This window comes from Bradyrhizobium sp. 149 (genome assembly GCF_023073915.1).
In the GTDB taxonomy this organism is placed as follows: domain Bacteria; phylum Pseudomonadota; class Alphaproteobacteria; order Rhizobiales; family Xanthobacteraceae; genus Bradyrhizobium.
On sequence record NZ_JADPKK010000004.1, the window covers coordinates 16,365 to 37,222 of the forward strand.

The window sequence follows — 20,858 nt, forward strand, 5'->3', positions numbered from 1 at the left end:
CTCGTTGCGCGATCACTGTCGTGACCAGCGAGCCGCTGCGCTGCATCATGAACCGCGCGTTAATGCGATCCGCCCGCGCTCTTGTCGCCGCCGGCATTGCGCAGCCGTCCGACGACGCCGGTCGGAAAAAAGTAGACGCTGGCGATGAAAAGCAGCCCGAGCCACAGCAGCCAGCGGTCGGGATGCAACAACCCCGGCAGCAGCGGCAGGCCGGCCTCCGACGCCGCCTTGGAGGCGACGCCCATCAGCCACTGCAGATAATTCTGGGCGAGGATGAAGATGGTGGCGCCGATGATCGCGCCGTAGATCGTGCCCATGCCGCCGATCACGACCATCAGGAGAATGTCCAGCATGATCGAAAAGCTGAGCGAGGTATCGGGCCCGGCGTAGCGCAGCCACAGTGCATTGAGAATGCCGGCCCCGGCGGCCACCAGTGCGGCGAGGCAGTTGGCGTAGGTCAGGTGGAAGACGGTGCGGAAGCCGAGCGCCTCGGCGCGGAAGCGGTTTTCGCGGATGGCCTGCAACACGCGCCCGAACGGCGAGTTCACCACCCGCAGCAGAGCGAGGATCATCAGGGCCGAGACGGTGAACACCAGATAGTAGGTCAGGATGCGGCCGTTGACCTCCAACCCGATGAGGTTCTTGGAGATCAGCACCGTGCCGGGCCTGAGCAGCTCAGGCAGCTGAAAGCTGCGGCCGTCCTCGCCGCCGGTCAGCCAGGACAGCTGCGAGGCCAGCACCTGGAAGGCGGAGGCGACCGCGAGCGTGATCATGGCAAAGAAGATCGCGGCGACCCGCAGCGAGAACAGTCCGATCGCAAGCGCAAGCAGCGCGGCAAGCGGCAGGCCGACCACGATGCCGGTTGCAACCGCGCCCCAATTCGGGCCCATCCCGTACAGCGCGATCGCGATCGCGTAGCTGCCGATCCCGTAGAACATGGTGTGCGCGAACGACACCGAGCCGGTATAGCCGAGCAGCAAATCGTAGGAGGCGACCAGCGCGGCAAAGACGCAGATCTTGGCCGCGACGTTCAGCGCCTTGGCGCCCGGGAACAGGAACGGCGTCGCCACCAGCGCCAGGATGATGAGGACGAGAACGAGCGTGAGCACGCGGCTGCGCGGCGGATCGCCTGACAGGATCATCATCGGCTGGTCACCGCATAGAGGCCGCGCGGCCGCCACATCAGAATGGCGACCATCAGCAGGATGTTGGAAACGAGGGCGAGTTTCGGCACCAGGAAGCCGCCATAATTGGCGATCATCGCCACCAGGATCGCCCCGATGAAGCAGCCGCCGATCGAGCCGAGGCCACCGATGATGACGACGATGAAGATCAAGACGGTGAGATCGTCGCTCATGGAGGCGTGGACCTGCTCGCGATACAGCGCCCACATCACGCCGCCGAGGCCGGCCAGCGCCGATCCCGTCATGAACACGCCGAGGAACAGGCGGCGGATGCGATAGCCGAGCGCCTCGACCATCTCGCGGTTCTCGACGCCGGCGCGGATCAGAAGCCCGAGCTTGGTGCGGTTGAGCACGAGTTGAATCGCGATGAAGACGGCGAGGCCGATCAGCGTCGCCAGCACGCGGTATTTCGCGATCGCGACGTCGCCGAGGATGAAGGAGCCGCGCAACGACGTCGGCAGCGGGGTCGGGATGATCTGCGGCCCCCACACCGCATAGAGCGTCTGCTCGGCGACGATCAGGCCGCCGGTCGTCATCAGGATCTGCTTCAGATGCTGGCCGTAGACCGGCAGGATCAGCACCCGCTCGACGATCAGGCCGAGCGCGCCGGAGACCGCCATCGACAGCAATGCCGCCGGCGCCAGCACCGCGAGGTTGATCCACAGCGAATCGGCCTGAAGCGAGGCCGCGAACGGCGCCAGCACCAGGGTCGCGACATAGGCGCCGACCGCGATGAAGGCGCCATGCCCGAAATTGAGCACGTCCATCAGGCCGAACACGAGTGTGAGCCCGGAGGCCATGATGAAGATCATCATGCCCATCGCGAGGCTCGCGGCGGTCAGCGTCAGCCATGTACTGGGGGAGCCGATCAGCGGGATCATCACGAGGGCGACCGCGACCGGCAGCAGGATCGGCGCGATGTCGCGCTTGGGCTTCGGCAGCGGATCGGTCGCGGCGAGTTCAGTCACTGATGCGCCTCCAGGCTCAGGCCGAGCAGCCGCTCCTGCAGCGGCACGTCGGCGGCGAGTGCCGCCATTTCGCCGCGGTGGACGATGGTGCCGTTGTCCATCACCAGCACGTTGTCGCCGAGTTCGCGGGCGGCAAAGAAATTCTGCTCGACCAGCAGGATGGTGGCGCCCTTGCGCTTGATCTCCTTCAGGCACTCGATCAGCGCCATCACGATCGCGGGCGCCAGTCCCTTGGTCGGCTCGTCGATCAGCAGGAGCTTGCGCGGTTCGACGATGGCGCGGGCGATCGACAACATCTGCTTCTGTCCGCCCGAGAGACTTCCCGCGCGCGACAGCCAGAACCGGCGCAGCGCGGGGAAGAAGCCGAAAATCCAGTCGAGCTGGGCGTCGTCGAGCGGTCCGTCGCGCGCTGCCAGCACCAGGTTTTCCTTCACCGTGAGGTCGGAGAACACCGCCATGCTCTCCGGCACGTAGCCGACGCCGAGCCGCGCGATATCGGGCGTCGCACGGCTCTCGATGCGCTCACCGGCGAGGCTGATCTCGCCGGAGGAGGCCTGCCAGAGGCCCATGATGGTGCGCAAGGTCGTGGTCTTGCCGGCGCCGTTGCGGCCGAGCAGCATCGTGGTCTGCCCCTGCGCGACGGCGAGATCGATACCCTGGAGGATGTGATAACGGCCGATATGGGTGTGCACACCGGAGAGCTTTAACAGATCGGTCATGCTGCGCTCCCTGCAGCCTTCTCGCCTGCAGCTTTCTTGGGCGCGACGCCGAGATAGGCTTCCTGCACGATCGGCGAGGCGATCACCTCGGCCGGCGGACCGTCCGCAACGAGTTGCCCGTTATGCAGCACGATGATGCGGTCGGCGAGCGATCGCACGACGTCCATCTTGTGCTCGACGAGGAGAATGATCCTACTCTTGTCCTGCTTGAGCTGCGCGATCAGGTTCAGCACGACCGGCACCTCGTCGATGCTCATGCCTGCCGTTGGTTCGTCGAACATGAAGACCTTCGGCTCGAGCGCCATCATCAACGCGACCTCGAGCTTGCGCTGGTCGCCATGCGACAGTGCGGTCGCGGCGACGCCGCGGCGGCCGCCGAGCGCGACCTGATCCAGGATAGCATCGGCGCGGGCGATCAGGTCACGGCGCACCGTCCAGGGCCGCAGCAAGTCGTAATGGGTGCCGTCGGCTGCCTGCACGGCGAGGCGGACGTTTTCCTCCACCGAGAGGTTTGGAAAGAGATTGGTGAGCTGGAAGGCGCGCCCCAGGCCTGCGCGCGTCCGCATCGGCGCCGAGTGCTGGGTGATGTCGGTGCCGTCGAACAGGATGCTGCCGCTCGATGCGCGGAGCTGGCCGGAGATCAGGTTGAAATAGGTGGTCTTGCCGGCGCCGTTCGGCCCGACGATGGCGGTGAGCTCGCCGGGACGAAACGTGCAAGTAACGTTGTTGACCGCGACATGCCCGCCGAAGCGGATGGTGAGGTCGCGGGTTTCGAGGGAGAGCGGCATTGACTGAGGTGTCTCGGGTGTCTCGGCTGGGCGGTTCATCTCTCCCCGGAGGGGAGAGGTCGATTTGCGTAGCAAATCGGGTGAGGGGGCTCAGGTCCCACGAGAGGGCGGTACCCCTCACCCGGCGCTTGGCGCCGACCTCTCCCTATGGGAGAGGTGAAACGATCAGCGCTTGTTCTTGATCGGAACGTCCATGTCCTCGATCTTCAGCTCGCGCACCGGCTCGAGCACGGCCCAGGCGACGTTCGGATCGACCTTGACCTTGAAGTGATACATGCTCTGGAGCGCCTGATGGTCCTCTTTCCGGAACATCATCTTGCCCTTCGGCGTGTCGAACTCCAGCCCTTCCATGGCCGTGATCAGCTTCTCGGTGTCGGTCGACTTCGCCTTGGTGACGGCGGCGACGACGGACATCGCGGCCGCAAATCCGCCCGCGGTGAAGAAGTCCGGCGGCGCGTTGAAGCGCTTCTGGTGCTCGGCGACGAGCCAGTCATTTACCGGGTTCTTCGGGATCGCGTAGAAATAGTAGGTCGCGCCTTCCATGCCGGGCAGGCCCTTGTAGGCCGCCAGCGCCGGCAGGATGTTTCCGCCGGTGGACAGTTCGATGCCGTAGCGCTTCGGATCCATGTCCTGGAGCTTTGCCAGCGGATTGCCGGCGCCGGCCCAGATCACCCAGATCACCTTGCGGCCCGGCTTGTCCTTCAGCGCATCGAACAGGCGCTGGCCGACCGCGGTGAAGTCGGTGGTCGAAGTCGGGGCATATTCTTCGGCGGCGAGCGTCGCGCCGGTCTTGGCGAGCGCCTCCTTGAAGGCGGCGACGCCGTCGCGGCCGAAGGCGTAATCCTGTGCCAGCGTCGCCACGGTGACGCCCTGCTTGCCGATCGCGACCGCGTTCGAGATCGCGTCCTGCGACGAGTTGCGCGCCGTGCGGAAGATGTAGCGATTCCACTTCTCGCCGGTAATCTGATCCGCGACCGCGGGCTCGACGATCAGGATCTTCTTGTTCTCCTCGGCGACCGGCAGGATCGCGAGCGCTGCGGCCGACGAGGTCGTGCCGATCGCGATGTCGGCCTTGTCGTCCTGATAGGCTTCCGCGAGCGCGGCCTTGGAGAGATCCGGCTTGCCCTGGTCGTCCTTGGTGATGACGACGATCTTGCGCCCGTCGAGCGTCATGGTGCCCTTGGTCGCGTATTCAAAACCCATTTGCAGGCCGGTCTCGGTCTGCTTGGCGTAGGCCTCGAGCGGACCGGTCTTGCCGTAGATCAGCGCGACCTTGAGATCGTCGGCCTGTGCGGAGGTGCCCGCGGCGAAGGCGAGGATGGTTGTTGTTATGATGAGTGATCGACGCACGATGGTCCCTCCTGATTTAATTTCTCTTGGCAACAGCGATTTGCACAAGCTTGCGAACATTGCAATTGAACCTTCCGATGGAGCGGGTGAGCTTTCGAGCATGCATCATTTTTGGGCCTGCCGCGTGGCGCGCGCCGCGCCGGCTCCCTCGACCTGACGCCGGTCCGCCTGCGCCTCGTCCGCGCTCTCGAAAATATGCGGCGCAACGCCGCGCTTCTCCAGGGCTTGGCCGAGCTTGATGCGCAGGAAGCCCGACGTGGTGTAGCGCGACACGCCGGAATAGAAGCGGTCGACGAGATTGCGGACCATAGCGGAATATTCGTCCATCAGTTCCGGCAGGATGGAAAAATTGTCATAATTGACGATGGCGTAGACCCGGCGGCCGAGCGGGCCCAGCCTGGCTTCGACGATCGCCGCGATGGTGTCGATCTCGGCCTTGCTGCGCAGCGGGTAGCGTTCGAGATTGACGAAGAACAGGTTCTGCTGTTCGTCCAGCGTGAAGCGCTGATCGAGCGGAATGGTGAGCAGGCGCTCGCGCAGGTCCATGAGGCCGTCGCGGAAGATGCGGCCATCCATCGCCGCGGGATCGCGCGGGATCAGCGGCTTGAAATCCATCAGGCGCAGGATATCGCGCTCGATGTCGATGCCGGGCGCAACTTCCGTGAGCTCGAGTCCGTCAGGCCGCAGCTCGAACACGCAGCGCTCGGTGACATACAGTTTGCGTTGCCGCCGCGCGGCGGCAAACGGGCCGCTGAAGGTGACGTGCTCGACCTTGTCGACGAATTTGCGCGAAGTCGCCTCCTCGAGAATGACGAGCTTGCCGTCATTCACCGCGATGCGCTGCTTGCCCGCGCCGAAGGTGCCGACGAACACCACCTCCTTGGCGTTCTGGCTGATGTTGATGAAGCCGACGGCACCGGCGAGCTTCGGCCCGAACTTGCTGACATTGAGGTTGCCGGCGCGGTCGACCTGGGCGAGACCGAGGAAGGCGGCGTCGAGACCGCCGCCGTCGTAGAAGTCGAACTGATAGGGCTGGTCGATCACCGCCTGTGTATTGATCGCCGCGCCGAAATCGATTCCGCTCGCGGGGATGCCGCCGATCACGCCCGGCTCCGCCGTCAGCGTGATGAGATCGATGATCCGCTCCTCGTTGGCGACGGAGGCGATCCCCTCGGGCATGCCGATGCCGAGATTGACGACGCTGTTGGCCTTGAGTTCGAGCGCGGCGCGCCGGGCGATGATCTTGCGCTCGCTGACCGGCATCACCGGCAGTGAGGTGGCACGGACGCGGATCTCGCTCGAGAAGGCAGGATTATATTGCGTGCCAAAGGTCTGCCAGTGGTTCTCCGGCCTCGCCACGACGACGCAGTCGACGAGAATGCCGGGAATCTTGACCTGGCGCGGATTGAGGCTGCCGGCGTCGGCGACGCGTTCGACCTGGGCGATGACGATGCCGCCGGAATTATGCGCGGCCATGGCGATGGCGAGCGCCTCCAGCGTCAGCGCCTCCTTCTCCATGGTGAGATTGCCGTCGGGATCGCCGGTGGTGGCGCGGATGATGCCGACATCGATCGGGAACGTCTTGTAAAGCAGGCACTCCTCGCCGCCGATCGTGATCAGCTCCACCAGCTCTTTGGTGGTGCGCGCGTTCAGCTTGCCGCCGCCGTGCCTGGGATCGACGAACGTGCCCATGCCGACGCGGGTGATATGTGCCGGACGATGCGCGGCGATGTCGCGGAACAGATGCGTGATGACGCCCTGCGGCAGATTATAGGCCTCGATCTGGTTGGCGATCGCAAGCTGTTGAAGCTTCGGCGCAAGGCCCCAATGCCCGCCGATCACGCGGCGGACCAGGCCCTCATGCGCGAGATGATTGAGGCCCTTGTGCTTGCCGTCGCCCTGGCCCGCCGCGTAGACCAGCGTCAGATTGCGCGGCTTGCCCTGCGTGTAGGGCGCATCGCCCTCGTTGGCGAGGTAGAGCTCCTCCAGCGCGATCGCGATCTCCTCGGCAAAGCCGATGCCGACAAAGCCGCCGGTCGCCACCGTATCGCCGTCGCGGATCAACATGACCGCTTCGGCCGCCGTGACGACCTTGCCTTTCTCGGAATTGCGCAGGTAAGGCAGCGCTGGGTGATGACTCACGGCGTTCCTCCCGATCATTTCGACCGCTTGCCGTTTTTGTTGTGCGTTGATCCTATCGCGAGGAGCAGCTCTGGAACAGCTTGCTCCGCGCGACAGAGGGCATCGTCGGGACGTTCAGGCCTGAACTATCTTGCGTGTTTCGGTGGCGAAATAGACCGACACGATGGTGATGATCGCCAGCGCGATCATGTACAGCGAGATCGGCCAGGTCGCCGGCGCGTAGGCCGTCATCAGGCCCGTTGCGATCAGCGGCGAGAGCGCACCGGCGAAGATCGAGGCGAGATTGTAGCCGAGCGAAACGCCGCTATAGCGCACCTTGGTGCCGAACAGCTCCGACAGGAAGCTCGCCTGCGGGCCGTACATCGCGGCATGACCGATGGCGAGACCCAGCACGATCGCGATCCAGGCATATTGCGGATTCCTGGTCGCCAGCAGCGTGAAGAGCGGGAACGACATCAATGCCGAGAACACCGCGCCAAAAATGTAGACCGGGCGCCGCCCGATGCGGTCGGAGAGCGCACCGAAGGCCGGAATGGTGAAGGTCTCGATCGCCGCGCCGATCAGCACGCCGTTGAGCATGTCCTGCTTGTTCATGCCGAGCGATTGCGTCGCATAGGCGAGCACGAAGGTCGCGTAGATGTAGAAGAAGCCGTTTTCGGCAAAGCGCGCGCCCATCGCCAGCAGGATGTTCTTGGGATACATCCGGATTGCCTCGAGGATCGGCATCTTGACGTCCTGCTTGCTGTCCTTGACCTTCTGGAACTCCGGCGATTCCGCGATGGTGAAGCGGATCCACAGACCGACGAGCACCAGCGCGATCGAGAACAGGAACGGGATGCGCCAACCCCAGGCCAGGAGCTGCGCGTCGGTCAGCATCGAGGACACCACCGAGAACACCAACGTGCCGAGCACGAGCCCGAGCGGCGCGCCGAGCTGCGGCCAGCTGCCGTAAAAGCCCTTTTTGTCCGCGGGCGCATGCTCGACCGCCATCAGCACCGCGCCGCCCCATTCGCCGCCAAGGCCAAAGCCCTGGACCAAGCGGCAGGTGACGAGCAGGATCGCGGCCCAGATGCCGGCAGTCTCGTAGGTCGGCAGGAATCCGATCGCCGCGGTCGCCGCGCCCATGATCAGCAGCGTCAGATAGAGCATGGTCTTGCGGCCGATCTTGTCGGCGTAATGGCCGAATACGACGCCGCCGAGCGGGCGCGCGATGAAGCCGAGCGCGTAGGTCGCGAATGCCAGCAGCGTCCCCATCATCGGGTCGAAGTTCGGAAAGAACAGCTTGTTGAAGATCAGCGCCGCGGCCGTGCCGTAGAGAAAGAAATCATACCACTCGATGGCCGTGCCGATCAGGCTCGCGGTGGCGACCGTGACGTGCGAGGGCTGTTTGGCCCGAAGCCGATGGACCGTGAGCGCTTCACTCATTTGCGTCCTCCCTGGTTGCGAATGCGCATGTGCAGCACGCGTCATTGTGCAAAGCGAAGAGCAAGGTCCGCGCCAGATGCGGACGGTTTGCGCAAAATGGCTGAAAAGACGGCAATTCCCGCATTCGCGCCCGAGAAGAGTTGCGATGCGCCGTGTACGGAATCCGAGACTCCGGACAGTTCCGTGTCTCGAAACTCAGACGGAAGCCGGCCCCGAGGCGAGGCCGAACTTGGCGAGCTTCTTGTAGAAAGTCGCGCGCGAGATCCGCAGCATCCGCGCGGCTTCGGAGATCTGGCCGTTGCTGGCGGCGAGCGCCTGCTCGAGTGTCTGCTTCTCGAACTCGGCCTCGGCTTCGGCATAGGGCACGACGAGTCCGCCCGGACGTGCGGGCGATGCCAGCCTGACCTCGGTGCCGACGGGGAGGATGCGGGCGAAATCGTCGCCGGTCAGCCGTCCGGAATCGCTGAGGATCAGCGCGCGCTCCAGGATGTTGCGGAGCTCGCGCACGTTTCCTGGCCAATCGTAGCGCGCGAGCGCGGCGAGTGCGCTCGGCGTGATCCTGGCGCTGACGTAGTCCCCGGATGCGCTGATGTCCTCGAGCAGGCGGGCGCAGATCTCGGGGAGATCATCGAGGCACTGGCGCAGCGGCGGCAGATCGATCGAGAGGACGTTGAGACGATAATAGAGGTCGGGCCGGAACGCACCGTCGCTGACGCGCTTGCGCAGGTCCACATTGGTGGCGGCGACCACGCGCAGGTCGACCTTGGAGATCTTGTCCGAACCGAGCGGCTCGATCTCGCGCTCCTGGAGCACACGCAGCAGCTTGGCCTGCAATTGCAACGGCATCTCGCCGATTTCGTCGAGGAACAGCGTGCCGCCGTCGGCGAGGCGGAACTTGCCCTCGCGCCCCCTTCGGTCGGCGCCGGTATAGGCGCCCGGCGCGGTGCCGAAGAATTCCGATTCGATCAGCGTGTCGGGGACCGCCGCGACATTGACGCTGACGAACGGCTTTTCCGCGCGGGACGAGGCGTTGTGAATTGCCTGGGCCAGCATCTCCTTGCCGGTTCCGGTCTCGCCGGTGAGGAGCACTGTGACGCTCTGCCGCGCCGCGCGGCTTGCAAGCTCCTTGGCCTGCGCGATTCCCGGCGTCGTACCGACGAAGTCGGCGAAGGTGAAGCGCGCCGCGCGGGGATTGGACAATTGCCGCCGCGCCAGCCGCAGATCGCTCTCGAGCTGGGCTACGCGGGCGAGCAACGGCTTGAGGCTTTCGAGGTGGTCGTAGAGCACGAAGCCGATCGCGCCGATCACCTGGCCGTTCTCGTCCTCGATCGGCATGCGGGTGACGACGAGCTGCTCGCCGCCGAGCTCCATGATGTCGAGCAGGATCGGCTCGCCGGTCTCGGCCACCTTCCGCATCAGGCTGTTCGGAATGACCTCCTCGATCGGCCGGCCGATCGCTTCACTGGTGCGCTTGAGGCCGAGGGAGGCGAGATATTTTTCGTTGACATAGACCACCCGCCCGCCGCGATCGATCGCGATGGCGCCCTCGCAGAGGTTTTCCAGCCGCTCGAACAGCGTCTCCATCGCGCGCGCACGGAGATAGGCGGGATCGCTAATGGAGGAGGAAGAGGCAGACATCACATACCTCGGGGAAGTCCGCCTGCTTATTACCAAAAGGCGAGCAATATCAAAGAGTGAAAACGGGCTTGGGCCATCGATACGCTCTCAGCCGTCGTCCTGGATTTCGCTAGGACGCCCCGGAGATTGTTGCGCCGACCTCGCGCCCCCTACCGCCGATACCCGTTCGCCCGGGAATAGCCCTGCCGGTTCTGTTGCGTCGGGCGGCTTGTGACGCCGGCGCGTGCTTCGCTGGAGAGGGGCGTTGCGAGCTTCAGCTCCTCCAGGAAGATCGGCCGGGCAAAATAATAGCCCTGCGCGTAACGGATCTTGGTCGCAGCCTGGAGATAGGTGAGCTCCTCGTAGGATTCGATGCCTTCGGCAATCACGGTCATGCCGAGCGCTTCGCTCAGGGATTCGATCGCGCGCAAGATCCCCTGGTTGCGTGGGCGCTTATGGATATCGGTGATGAAGGAGCGGTCGATCTTGATCTCGTCCGCAGTGATGTCGGCGAGCGCCGAAAGCGAGGAATAGCCGGTGCCGAAATCGTCGATCGAGATGCCGACGCCGAGCTTGCGGAACATCGGCAGGATCTCGGCCTGGAAATGATTCTTGGCAACGAAGGCGTCTTCCGTCACCTCGATCATGAAGCGCTGCGGAAAGCCGGTGTCGTCGAGCGCCTGCGCAAAGCTGCGCATGAATTCGAGGTTGCCGGCCTGCTTGGCCGCGACATTGATGCTGATGGACGCTTCCGCACCGAAGGTCTCGTTGATCAGGTCGATCGATTTGACGATCTCGCCGAGCACCAGATGGGTCAGTTCGTCGATCAGCCCGAGTTCGGTGGCGAGATTGATGAACGAGCCGGGCGCCTGGATCACGCCCTCATCGTCGCGCAGCCGCACCAAGGCCTCAATGCCCTTTACGTCCTGTGTGCGGATATCGACCTTGGACTGGAAGGCGCAGCAGAAGCGCTTCTCCAGGATAGCCTGCCGAAGCGACTGCTCGATCTTCATCCGCGCCAGGGCCTCGCGCTCCATGCTGGAGTCGAAGAAGGCCGCCGATCCCTTGCCGTCATTCTTGATGCTGTACATCGCGATGTCGGCGTTCTGACGCAATGTCTCGAAGCTGCTTCCGTGGTCGGGATAGAGGCTGATGCCGACCGAGGTGGAGGCGAAGACCTCCGAATTGTCGATGAAGAACGGTGCTGTCAGCCGCTGCAGCGTCGATTGCATGAACTCGGCGACTTCCTCCTGGCTTTGGATCGGAGAGAGCAGCAGCAGGAATTCGTCGCCGGAGATGCGCGACAGCATATCCGAATCGCGCAAGTCTCGCCCGAGCCGCTTCGACAGTTCGACCAGCAGGGCATCGCCCACCGCGTGGCCGTAATAGTCGTTGATGTGCTTGAAATTGTCGATGTCGAGAAAGGCGAGCGCAAAGCGCTCGCCGGTGCGACCCTGCGCGAGCAGGCTGGTGGCGCGATGTTCGATCACGCGCCGCGAGGGCAGGCCGGTCAGCTCGTCGAAATAGGCTGAACGGAACAGCTGGTCCTCGAAATTCTTCTGCTCGGTGATGTCGGAGGACGCCGAGATCAGCAGCTCGCGTCCGTCGAGGCGGACCGGATGATGCGTGGTCAGCAGCACCTGGCGTGCGGCTCCGTCGTGCAGCGCTTCCTCGGCGACGACCGTACGGCCGGAACTCAGGGCCTGCCGGCAGGCCTCCCGGCGCGGCGCGAGATCGCGGGAGGGACGGCTGCCGTCCATGCCGAGCTGGGCGCACGCGACATCGTTGACCAGGAGAAGTTCGCCTTGCGCGTCCTGCACGGTCAGCCCGGCAGGCAGCATTCTAACGATTTCCTTGAGAAATCCGAGTTCGGCTTCACTCGCGCCGGAATATTTGTTGTCGTTCATAGAAGTCATGAATCTTGTTTTTTCAGCGCGCGTTGCAATGACCGCGATCTTGCGCGGTTGCCTCTTAGGTTTGGTTAAGGGGTCCGGAGAAATACGGGGGTGTTTTGCGGCGATGCGACGCGCGCAGCCCATCGTCATTAACAGAGGGTCAACGCACCCGGCGAAACCGCGAGCGCGCGATCGGGTTTTGTTGCGTTGTGTCTAACCGCTTTTGGGAATGCGACATTGCATGGTGCAATGAAGTCCGGTCCTGAGATAGGACACCTCCGTCTTGCCGTCGAAGGCCGACAGCGCCGACTTCAACAGCTTGGTGCCGAAACCCGGCTCGGAGACCTTGTCGATGCTCGGGCCCTCGGTTTCATCCCAGGTAACGGTCAGGCGATCGTCGCTGACGGTCCATGACACCTGCAACAAGCCGCGCGGCGCGGAGAACGCGCCATATTTACCCGCATTGGTGGCGAGTTCGTGAAACATCAGGGACAGCGTGACCGCAAGCTTCGGCGGCAGGAACAGCCGGTCGCCGTTGAGCGTGAAGCGGATATGGCCGTAAGGGCCGAGCTCGGAGATCAGGAGGTCGCGAATGTCGCAGCCGGCCTTGTCGATCCGCGAAATCAAGTCGTCGGTCGCGGCAAGCGACCGCAGCCGCGGATCGATCCGGGCCCAGATTTGCGGCTGATCGTGCAGCACCTGATGCAGCACGGCATGCACCGTCGACAGCTTGTTCTTCAGCCGGTGCTGGAGCTCGTCGACCAGCAGCTTGCGGTAGTCTTCTTCCTCGATCAGCCGTCTGGAAATCCGGCGCTGCTCGACCAGGAGCGAGCGATAGTGCTCGACGCCCCAGATGGTGAGCGCGCAGACCGCCCAATAGAGCGCCAGCAGGGCGAACCGCGCGTGATCGGCAAAGGCATCGCCGAAATTCACGACGACGCCGAGCACGCCGCCGACCAGCGCCGTGATGATGCCGATGCGGAAGCCGCCGAACGCGGCCGCAAAGAACACGGCCGGGAAATACGGCGTGAAATAGACGTCGGGCCGCACATGGGCGAGAGCCCAGCGCGCCAGCGTCGCAACCAGCAGGCAGGCGACCGCAAACGCAAGGCTCAGCCCGAGCGATGGCGGTGCCACGCCCTGCCAGCCTTTGCGGAATTCGTCGATCAGCTTCCCCATGCGCAGTCCGGTCGCGATATGCGTTCGACAATCGAGCGGTCGCCAGGAATGTTACGCAGGTCGTCGGCGCAAGCAAAGCTTGCCTTGGTGATAGCCGGCAGGAATAGTGCCTGCTGCGGCGCCGAGTGTCGCGGCGCCGTCGATCGGTGTCCGCTATCAGGCGTCAAGGGGTTCGAAAACAGGGACATTCCATGGGCAGGCTGGATGGCAAGGTCGCGGTGATCACGGGCGCGACGAGCGGGATCGGGTTGCGGACTGCGGAAGTCTTCGTTGCCGAAGGTGCCAAAATTGTGATCGCGGGCCGGCGTATACCGGAAGGCGAGGCGCTGGCGAAGCAGCTCGGGGCGAATTGCGTCTTCCGCCAGACCGATGTGACGGTCGAAGCGCAGATGCAGGCGCTGATCGCGCTCGCGGTGGACAAATTCGGCCGTATCGACTGCCTGTTCAACAATGCCGGCGGCCCGGCGCAGACCGGCGGTATCGAAGGCCTCGAGGTCGAGCGCTTCGACGCGGCGATGGCAACCCTGGTGCGCAGCGTCATGCTCGGCATGAAGCACGCCGCGCCCACCATGAAGAAGCAGGGTTTTGGCAGCATCATCAACAACGGCAGCATCGCGGGCCGTCTGGCCGGCTTCTCGTCCTCGATGGTCTATGGGGCGGCCAAGGCCGCGGTGATCCACCTCACCAAATGCGTGGCGATGGAGCTTGGCGAATCCAACGTCCGCGTCAACTCGATCTCGCCCGGCGCGATCGCGACCGGCATTTTCGGCAAGGCGCTTGGGCTATCGACCGATGCGGCGGAGAAGACGCCGGCGGTGATGCGCGAGGTCTACAAGACCGCGCAGCCGATCCCGCGCGCCGGCCTCCCTGATGACATCGCCCATGCCGCGGTGTTCCTGGCCAGCGACGAATCCAGCTTCATCAACGGCCACGACCTCGTCATCGACGGCGCCATGACCGGCGGCCGCAACTGGAGCCAGCAGCAGCAGGGCTACGTGGCCCTGCGCAAGGCGTTCGATCAGGGGGCCGGGTAGTTTCGTCATCGCGAGTTTGGTCATTGCGAGGAGCGAAGCGACGAAGCAAATCCAGGCCGCTTCCGCGGAGGCAGTCTGGATTGCTTCGCTTCGCTCCTCGCAATGACGATCGGGATGCTCACACCGCCTTCACCCGTACCCGCAATCCGTCGCGCGGCTTAGGGATCGGCCACATCTGCCAGTCCGGCTTGTAGCCGGGTTCGAGCGACACCTCGATGTTCTGCAAGAAGTGCCGCGCGAAGCATTTGGCCTGCATGTAGGCGAAATGCAGGCCGAGGCACATATGCGCGCCACCGCCGAACGGCACCCAGGCAAAGCGGTGCCGGTTGCGCTGAGCCTCCTCGGTGAAGCGCAGCGGATCGAAGCGGTCCGGCTCCGGCCAGATGTCCTTCATGTGGTGGGTGTAGAGCGGATTGACGCCGATCGCAGTGCCGGCCGGAACCGCAAAACCCTTGAAGGTGAAATCGCGCATGGCGCGGCGCGGCATCGAGGGCACCGGAGGCCTGATCCGTAGTGCTTCCTTGAACGCCATCTCAGACAGCGGCATCTTTTCGAGGTCGTCGAAGCTGCTTGGCGCATCAGGGGCGAGCCCCAGCGCCATGACTTCCGCGCGAAGCTTGTCCTGCCAGTCGGGATTTGCCGCGAGCTCGCCGATGAATGACGTCAGCGACGAGGTCAGCGTATCGTGCGCCGCCATCATCAGAAAGCTCATGTGGTCGATGATGTCTTGTTCCGAGAGCAGCGCGCCGTCCTCATGGGTTGCGCGGCAGAGCTGCGAGAACAGATCATCGCCGCCCTGATTGCCGCGTCGCAGCGGAATCTGCTCGCGGAAATAAGCGACGATGCGCTTGCGTCCCCTGACGCCGGCCGCCATCTGCGTGCCGGGCAGCGGTCGGCGGATCGGAGCGACGGCGGCGGCGACCATGTCGACGAAGGCGCGGTTGATCTCGTCGACCTCCGGCCCGATATCGGCGCCGAGAAAGGACGCGGCGGCGAGATCGAGCGTGAGCTGCTTCATCGCCGGATAAAGCTGCATCTCGCCGGGCTTCGCCTTCCATTGCGCGACGCGTGCGGCGATACCGCGGTCGAGATCGCTCAGATACGACTTCATCGGTCCGGACTTGAACGCGACCGACAGCGCCTTGCGGTGCAGCCGGTGCTCCTCGAAATCCAGCAGCATCAATCCGCGCGGAAACAACAGGCCGAGCACCTTGTTCCAGCCATGGGTCGAGGAGAACAGCTTTTGCTGGTCGAACAGCACGAGCTCGTTGGCCTCGGGGCCAAGCAGCACGACATTGGTCTCGCCGAAAAAATGCGTGCGATAGACCAGGCCGTATTTGGCGCCGTTCGCCTCGATATGCCCCTTGGGGTCGGCGAGCACCTGAAAGGTCTTGCCAATGATCGGCCAGCCTTCGTCACCGGGGATGTGTGTCAGCTCGTTGCGCTTGGGCGGAGTGAAGCCGAGCGCAGGGGCGGCCACATTCTGCATCGACATGACGATTGCTCCGGTTGGCTGGACCCAGCCAACATAGCACAATCCGGCTACGATGACTCTGCGCTTACCGTTTCGCCGCTTCCTTCAAATCCGGCGCGTTGACGGCCGGAATCGCAACGCGGCCGGCGCCGGTCACCTTCAACGCCTCGGCAGCCTTCTCGTTTTCCATGATCTTGGCCATCACGGCCTGTCCCGCACGTTCGAAGATAGCGCGATTCTCGATCACGAATTTTTGCGACTTGCGCAACCCGTCGATATAGCCGTTGATCTCCGGCACCACGTAGCGCGCGACAAGGTCCCAGCTTCGGCGCGTGTTCTCCGGATTGGCCCAGTCATGCACGAAGCCGATGACGGCGCCGACACCGCCGGACACCTGCATCACATTCTTGATCATCTTGACGAGATCGTCGGGCGTGCCGATGACGGAGGCCGCGCCCTCGACGAAGGCGGTCTTGTCCACGGCCTCGTCGGGTGAGGCGAACGCGGTCAGGCCCGGCCGCTGCAGCGTGCCGACGTTATATTCATTGTGCCAGCGCATCAGGCCGGGACCGGCCTCGCGGCGGGCCTGCTCGCGCGTCTCGGCGATGTGCCAGGTCAGCAGCACGCGCCAGTTCGCCCGATCGACCTTGGTGCCGTGTTTCTGGGCGGCGTCCTCGGCGAACTGCCATTGCTGCTGCAGCGACATCAGGCCCTGCGTCGTCATCGAACCCAGCGAGATGATGCCGATGCCGTATTTGCCGGCGAGCGTCATGCCGGAGGGCGAGATCTGCGAGGCCACCACGAACGGCATCTCTTCCTGCAGCGGCAGGAGCTGCAGCGCGGCGTCGTTCATGGTGAACCAGTCGCTCTTGGCGGTGACGCGTTCGCCGTCGAAGAGGCGGCGGATCACCCCGATCGCCTCGTCCTGGCGGTCGCGCTGGGTCATCGGATCGATGCCGAGCGTATGCGCGTCGGAGGCGAGCGCGCCGGGGCCGGAGCCGAAGATGGCGCGGCCGCCGGTCATGTGGTCGAGCTGCACCATGCGCTGCGCGACATTGTAGGGATGGTGATAGGGCAGCGACACCACGCCGGTGCCGAGCTTGATCCGCTTGGTGCGCTCGCCGGCCGCAGCCAGGAACATCTCGGGGGAGGCGATCATCTCCCAGCCGGAGGAATGATGTTCGCCGCACCAGAACTCGTCATAGCCGAGGCTATCCAACTGCTCGACCAGGTCGAGATCGCGCCGGAACTGGAGCATCGGATGCTCCCCGATCGGATGATGCGGGGCAAGGAAGGCTCCGAACTTCAGGCGCGCCATGGCGTTCTCTCCGGCGTTGATTTTTTGTTTGTTTGGTGCGCGAAGCTACGTGCTGGAGACAGCGAACGCAATCGCGCGATGTCCCGCGCGGCGGAATGCAGCCATGCGTCTGTCGTCTCCCTCTCCCTGCACGCGGAGAGAGGCGGAACGCGCATCCTACCTCTGAGGTAATCGCGGCACCGCTCAGGGTCTGAGATTATCGGCAACGACATCCGAAGGGTCGCGCGCCGATGCATCAAACCGTCACAAGGCAGATCGATTCGTCGCGCCGCTGGTGGGTGCTGGCGATCGTCGTCGCCGCCCAGTTCATGTTTGGCGTCGATGCCTTCGTGGTCAACGTCGCCATTCCCACCATCGCGGTCGAGCTGAAGGCGTCGCCGGCGCAGATCGAATCCGTCATCGCGATCTATTTGATCGCTTATGCCACGCTGGTCGTCACCGGCGGCCGGCTCGGCGACATCCACGGCACCAGGAACGTGTTTCTGGCTGGCCTGCTCGGCTTCACCCTGACGTCGCTGTGGTGCGGATTGGCGCAATCCGGTGCGGAGCTGATCATCGCGCGGCTGGCGCAGGGCGCGACCGCCGCGCTGATGGTGCCGCAGGTGCTGGCGACGCTGCATCTCCTGTTCACCGATGAACAGCGCAATCGCGCCTTCGCCATCTACGGCATTGTGCTGGGGCTCGCGGGCGCCGCGGGCTTCCTGCTCGGTGGGCTCCTGGTCACGATCGATCTCGCCGGCACCGGCTGGCGTTCGGTTTTCTTCGTCAATGTGCCGTGGGGTCTGGTGATCGCGGCAGCGGCCTGGCGCATCATGCCCTCGGTGCCGCGTCGCGCCGGCACCCGGCTCGATATCAAGGGCAGCGTCGTCCTGTTCGCCGGATTGCTGGGCATGATCGGTCCGCTGCTGTTCGGTCACGATCTCGGCTGGGCACCGTGGCTGTGGATGGTGATGGCGATCGGCGCTGTGATCCTCCTGGCATTCCCAAAGCTGGAGCAAGCGGTGGCACGTGCCGGCGGCATGCCGCTGGTTGATCTGTCGCTGCTGGCGGACGCCGCTTTCCTGCGCGGCCTTGGCGCGGCGTTCTTTTTCTTTTTTGCCAATCTTTCGTTCTATCTGGTCATGACGCTCTTCATGCAGCGCGGGCTGAAAATTCCGCCGCTCGCGGCCGGCATGGCCTTTCTTCCGCTCGCGCTCGCTTTCGTCGTGGCCTCGCGCCATAGCGGCGCGCGGGCGCGCCATCGCGGCACCAAGGTTCTGATCGAGGGATGCGCGCTTCAGATCGCGGGCCTCGCCGCGCTTGCGCTTGTCGCGTTCTCGGTCGATGCGCCGTCCGGATTCCTGCTCGCGCTCACCATGATCATCTTCGGCTACGGCCAGGGGTTGGTGATGGCGCCGCTCTCCGGCGCGGTGCTTTCGACGGTGAAGTCGGCGGCCGCAGGTTCTGCCTCCGGCATGTACGGCACCACGGCGCAGATCGGAAATGCGGCCGGAGTGGCCGCAATCGGCGCGGTGTTCTTTGCAATCGAAGCACTGCAATCAGCGCGCGCAGGATTTCTCGTCTCGCTCGCGCTGTTTGTGACATTAATCATGATCTGCGCCGCATTCCTGGCGTGGATGCGCCGTGCATCTGCACGAAGTTGAGGCATTGCGGCTAATACATGCGGATTCCTGCAGGTTTTCCCGTGATTTAAGGGATCATCGACAGCACACGGTCTTTTTATTTTGCGCTGCAGCAACTATTTGGTTTGGGTGGACGTTGAACGTCGCCTGCCGGGAGTTGCCGTGTCGTTAACCAGAAATGTCGATCTCTTGAGACGTCTGCCGAAGCTGGACGGATTGCGCTTCGCCGAGTTCGGCCGCAGCGCCGATGCGGCCAGTCCGTTGCAAGAGGTTACGAGCTTCGGCGACAATCCCGGCAATCTGCGCCTGTTCGCGTTCGTGCCGCCGCAATTGCAGAAGCCGCGCGCGCTCGTCGTCGTGCTGCACGGCTGCGGCCAGACGGCAGCAAGCTACGACCTCGGTGCCGGATGGTCGACGCTCGCCGAGCACTACGGCTTTGCGCTGTTGATGCCCGAGCAGCAGCGCGTCAACAACACCAACACCTGCTTCAACTGGTTCAATCCGGAAGACACGGCGCGGGACAGCGGCGAGGCACGCTCGATTCGCGAGATGATCGCGCACATGATCGAAACGCATCGCATCGATCCCCGGCGCATCTTCATCACAGGCCTGTCGGCCGGTGGCGGCATGACGTCGGTGATGCTCGCGACCTACCCTGAAATCTTCGCGGCCGGCGCGGTCATCGCGGGACTTCCCTACGGCATCGCGACGAATCTGCGCGAGGCGCTCGACGGCATGTTTCACTCCCCGGCGCGGCCCGCGCGCGAGCTCGGCGATCTGGTGCGGCGGGCCTCGAACCATCGCGGGCCGTGGCCGAAGATCTCGGTGTGGCACGGCAGCGCCGACCGCACCGTCAATCCCGGCAATGCCAACGAGATCGTCAAGCAGTGGCTCGATTTGCATGATCTGCCTGAGGCCCCGATGGCGGAAACCAATGTCGACGGATATCCGCGCCAGACCTGGTGGAACAAGGAGGGCGAGACGCTCGTCGAGTCCTACGCCATCACCGACATGGCACACGGCACGCCGCTCGGCCTTGCCGACAACGACCAGCGCTATGGCGTGGAAGGCGCGTTCCTGATCGAGGCCGGCATCTCCTCGTCCTATCACATCGCAACATTCTTCGGCCTGACCAGCTGGATTCCCGACGCGGCCAGGAAGGCGGAGGCGAAGCCGGCGCTGACGTCCGCGCCGCATCTGGCACGCTCGATCCGCGCCGCGGTCGCCGAAGAACCGGCCGAGCCGAAACGCGAGGAGGCCCGCAGCTTCGATCTCGGCCAGATCATCACGCGCGCGCTCACGGCCGCGGGATTGATGAAATAACTCAGGCCGTCGCGCCGATCCATTCGATCGGCGTCACCGTTACCTCGCCGCCGGCGACCTTCCGCGTCATCTCCTGATAGGCCTTGAAGAAGTCGCGCGATTGCAGCGTTTTCTGCGCGGCATCCTCGCTGACGCTGGCGAGATGAAAATAGCCGCCGTCGTCGCGGTTCTTCAGGACACGATAGCGGATCCGCCCCTTCAGGTCCGGATCGCCGTCGATCGCCTCGATGAAGCGGCCAACCTCCTGGTGCCAGGCCTCCGTCGTGCCGTTCTTGAATTCGTACCGGATCATGAAGTGCTTCATGTGACGCTCCCTGTTCGTGTTGTGCGTCATCATCTGCGTGCTGGATGCGATCCTGCAAGTATGGACAAAATTGATAGTATGGACTTTTCCGGCGTTGCTCCTATCGTCTCCTCGAACATGGAGGAGACGACATGGCCAAGGAAAGGGCAAAGGCGATTCCGGCGCGCGCCTGTCCGGTCGCGCGCCTTTCAAAAGATGATCAGCGGCAAGTACAAGCTGCGCATCGTCTGGGACCTCAAGGATGGCCCGCGCCGCTATGGCGAGATCAGGAGTGGCCTGTTGCGTGGCACGGAAGGCAGCGCGGAGATCACGCCCCGCGTGCTCAGCCGCGAATTGAAGGCGCTGACGGCGAGCGGCCTGATCGATCGCAACGATTTTGGCGAGGTGCCGCCAAAGGTCGAATATCGCCTCACCCGTAAGGGCAAGAGCTTTGTGCCGGTTGTTGCCGCGATCCGCGACTGGGGCGAGCGCAACCTCAGTGACATGGCGCCGCTGGCGCACGCCGCGGAGTAAAGC

At 64.2% G+C, this 20,858-nt stretch carries 17 protein-coding genes; 4 read left to right on the forward strand and 13 right to left on the reverse strand.

Annotated features, from left to right (window positions below):
* Window positions 1-59 precede the first annotated feature (59 nt).
* From IVA88_RS00435 to IVA88_RS00480, 10 genes are all read right to left on the reverse strand, one after another.
* A complete protein-coding gene (locus IVA88_RS00435; protein ID WP_247495328.1) occupies window positions 60-1,145 on the reverse strand; it encodes a branched-chain amino acid ABC transporter permease in 1,086 nt (361 codons plus the stop codon).
* The gene (locus IVA88_RS00440; protein ID WP_247495329.1) at window positions 1,142-2,152 is read right to left on the reverse strand and encodes a branched-chain amino acid ABC transporter permease; all 1,011 of its coding nucleotides are present in this window, start codon (window positions 2,150-2,152) and stop codon (window positions 1,142-1,144) included. Before IVA88_RS00440 ends, IVA88_RS00435 begins: the two co-directional genes overlap by 4 nt.
* On the reverse strand, window positions 2,149-2,871 hold the full coding sequence (locus tag IVA88_RS00445) for an ABC transporter ATP-binding protein (protein WP_247495330.1): 723 nt from the start codon (window positions 2,869-2,871) through the stop codon (window positions 2,149-2,151). Before IVA88_RS00445 ends, IVA88_RS00440 begins: the two co-directional genes overlap by 4 nt.
* Window positions 2,868-3,659 carry an ABC transporter ATP-binding protein gene (locus IVA88_RS00450; RefSeq protein WP_247495331.1) on the reverse strand — a complete coding sequence of 264 codons (792 nt, stop codon included), beginning with the start codon at window positions 3,657-3,659 and terminating at the stop codon, window positions 2,868-2,870. The genes IVA88_RS00445 and IVA88_RS00450 overlap by 4 nt, the downstream gene beginning before the upstream one ends.
* A gap of 165 nt (window positions 3,660-3,824) precedes the next feature.
* A complete protein-coding gene (locus tag IVA88_RS00455) occupies window positions 3,825-5,009 on the reverse strand; it encodes a substrate-binding domain-containing protein (RefSeq protein ID WP_247495332.1) in 1,185 nt (394 codons plus the stop codon).
* A gap of 105 nt (window positions 5,010-5,114) precedes the next feature.
* Window positions 5,115-7,151: an acyl CoA:acetate/3-ketoacid CoA transferase gene (locus IVA88_RS00460; RefSeq protein ID WP_346657547.1), complete on the reverse strand. Its 2,037-nt coding sequence runs from the start codon at window positions 7,149-7,151 to the stop codon at window positions 5,115-5,117.
* A gap of 114 nt (window positions 7,152-7,265) precedes the next feature.
* Window positions 7,266-8,576 (reverse strand): MFS transporter, encoded by a 1,311-nt coding sequence (locus IVA88_RS00465; RefSeq protein WP_247495334.1) that lies wholly within the window; start codon window positions 8,574-8,576, stop codon window positions 7,266-7,268.
* A 195-nt stretch (window positions 8,577-8,771) separates the two neighbouring features.
* Entirely contained in the window at window positions 8,772-10,214 is a 1,443-nt protein-coding gene (locus IVA88_RS00470) for a sigma 54-interacting transcriptional regulator (RefSeq protein WP_247495335.1), read from the reverse strand.
* A 149-nt stretch (window positions 10,215-10,363) separates the two neighbouring features.
* A complete protein-coding gene (locus IVA88_RS00475; protein ID WP_247495336.1) occupies window positions 10,364-12,100 on the reverse strand; it encodes an EAL domain-containing protein in 1,737 nt (578 codons plus the stop codon).
* A 201-nt stretch (window positions 12,101-12,301) separates the two neighbouring features.
* A complete protein-coding gene (locus IVA88_RS00480; protein ID WP_247495337.1) occupies window positions 12,302-13,267 on the reverse strand; it encodes a sensor histidine kinase in 966 nt (321 codons plus the stop codon).
* Window positions 13,268-13,458: 191 nt separating this feature from the next.
* Here IVA88_RS00480 and IVA88_RS00485 point away from each other — a divergent pair, with 191 nt between their 5' ends.
* Window positions 13,459-14,301, forward strand: a complete 843-nt coding sequence (locus tag IVA88_RS00485) for a glucose 1-dehydrogenase (protein ID WP_247495338.1) — start codon at window positions 13,459-13,461, stop codon at window positions 14,299-14,301.
* 118 nt (window positions 14,302-14,419) lie between these two features.
* Here the strand turns inward: IVA88_RS00485 and IVA88_RS00490 are convergent, their stop codons facing one another.
* Both IVA88_RS00490 and IVA88_RS00495 read right to left on the reverse strand, forming a co-directional pair.
* Entirely contained in the window at window positions 14,420-15,796 is a 1,377-nt protein-coding gene (locus tag IVA88_RS00490) for a cytochrome P450 (protein ID WP_247495339.1), read from the reverse strand.
* A 64-nt stretch (window positions 15,797-15,860) separates the two neighbouring features.
* Window positions 15,861-17,093 carry an LLM class flavin-dependent oxidoreductase gene (locus IVA88_RS00495; RefSeq protein WP_247495340.1) on the reverse strand — a complete coding sequence of 411 codons (1,233 nt, stop codon included), beginning with the start codon at window positions 17,091-17,093 and terminating at the stop codon, window positions 15,861-15,863.
* 230 nt (window positions 17,094-17,323) lie between these two features.
* Between IVA88_RS00495 and IVA88_RS00500 the strand changes: the two genes are divergently transcribed.
* Together IVA88_RS00500 and IVA88_RS00505 are read left to right on the forward strand one after the other, a co-directional pair.
* Entirely contained in the window at window positions 17,324-18,736 is a 1,413-nt protein-coding gene (locus tag IVA88_RS00500; RefSeq protein ID WP_247495341.1) for an MFS transporter, read from the forward strand.
* Between the two features lie 141 nt (window positions 18,737-18,877).
* Complete coding sequence (locus IVA88_RS00505; protein WP_247495342.1) at window positions 18,878-20,038, forward strand: PHB depolymerase family esterase; 1,161 nt, start codon at window positions 18,878-18,880, stop codon at window positions 20,036-20,038.
* A gap of 1 nt (window position 20,039) precedes the next feature.
* Here IVA88_RS00505 and IVA88_RS00510 read toward each other — a convergent pair whose 3' ends face one another.
* On the reverse strand, window positions 20,040-20,342 hold the full coding sequence (locus IVA88_RS00510) for an antibiotic biosynthesis monooxygenase (protein WP_247495343.1): 303 nt from the start codon (window positions 20,340-20,342) through the stop codon (window positions 20,040-20,042).
* A 195-nt stretch (window positions 20,343-20,537) separates the two neighbouring features.
* Here IVA88_RS00510 and IVA88_RS00515 point away from each other — a divergent pair, with 195 nt between their 5' ends.
* Window positions 20,538-20,855, forward strand: coding sequence for a helix-turn-helix domain-containing protein (locus IVA88_RS00515; protein ID WP_247495344.1), 318 nt, complete (start codon window positions 20,538-20,540; stop codon window positions 20,853-20,855).
* Window positions 20,856-20,858: the final 3 nt, after the last annotated feature.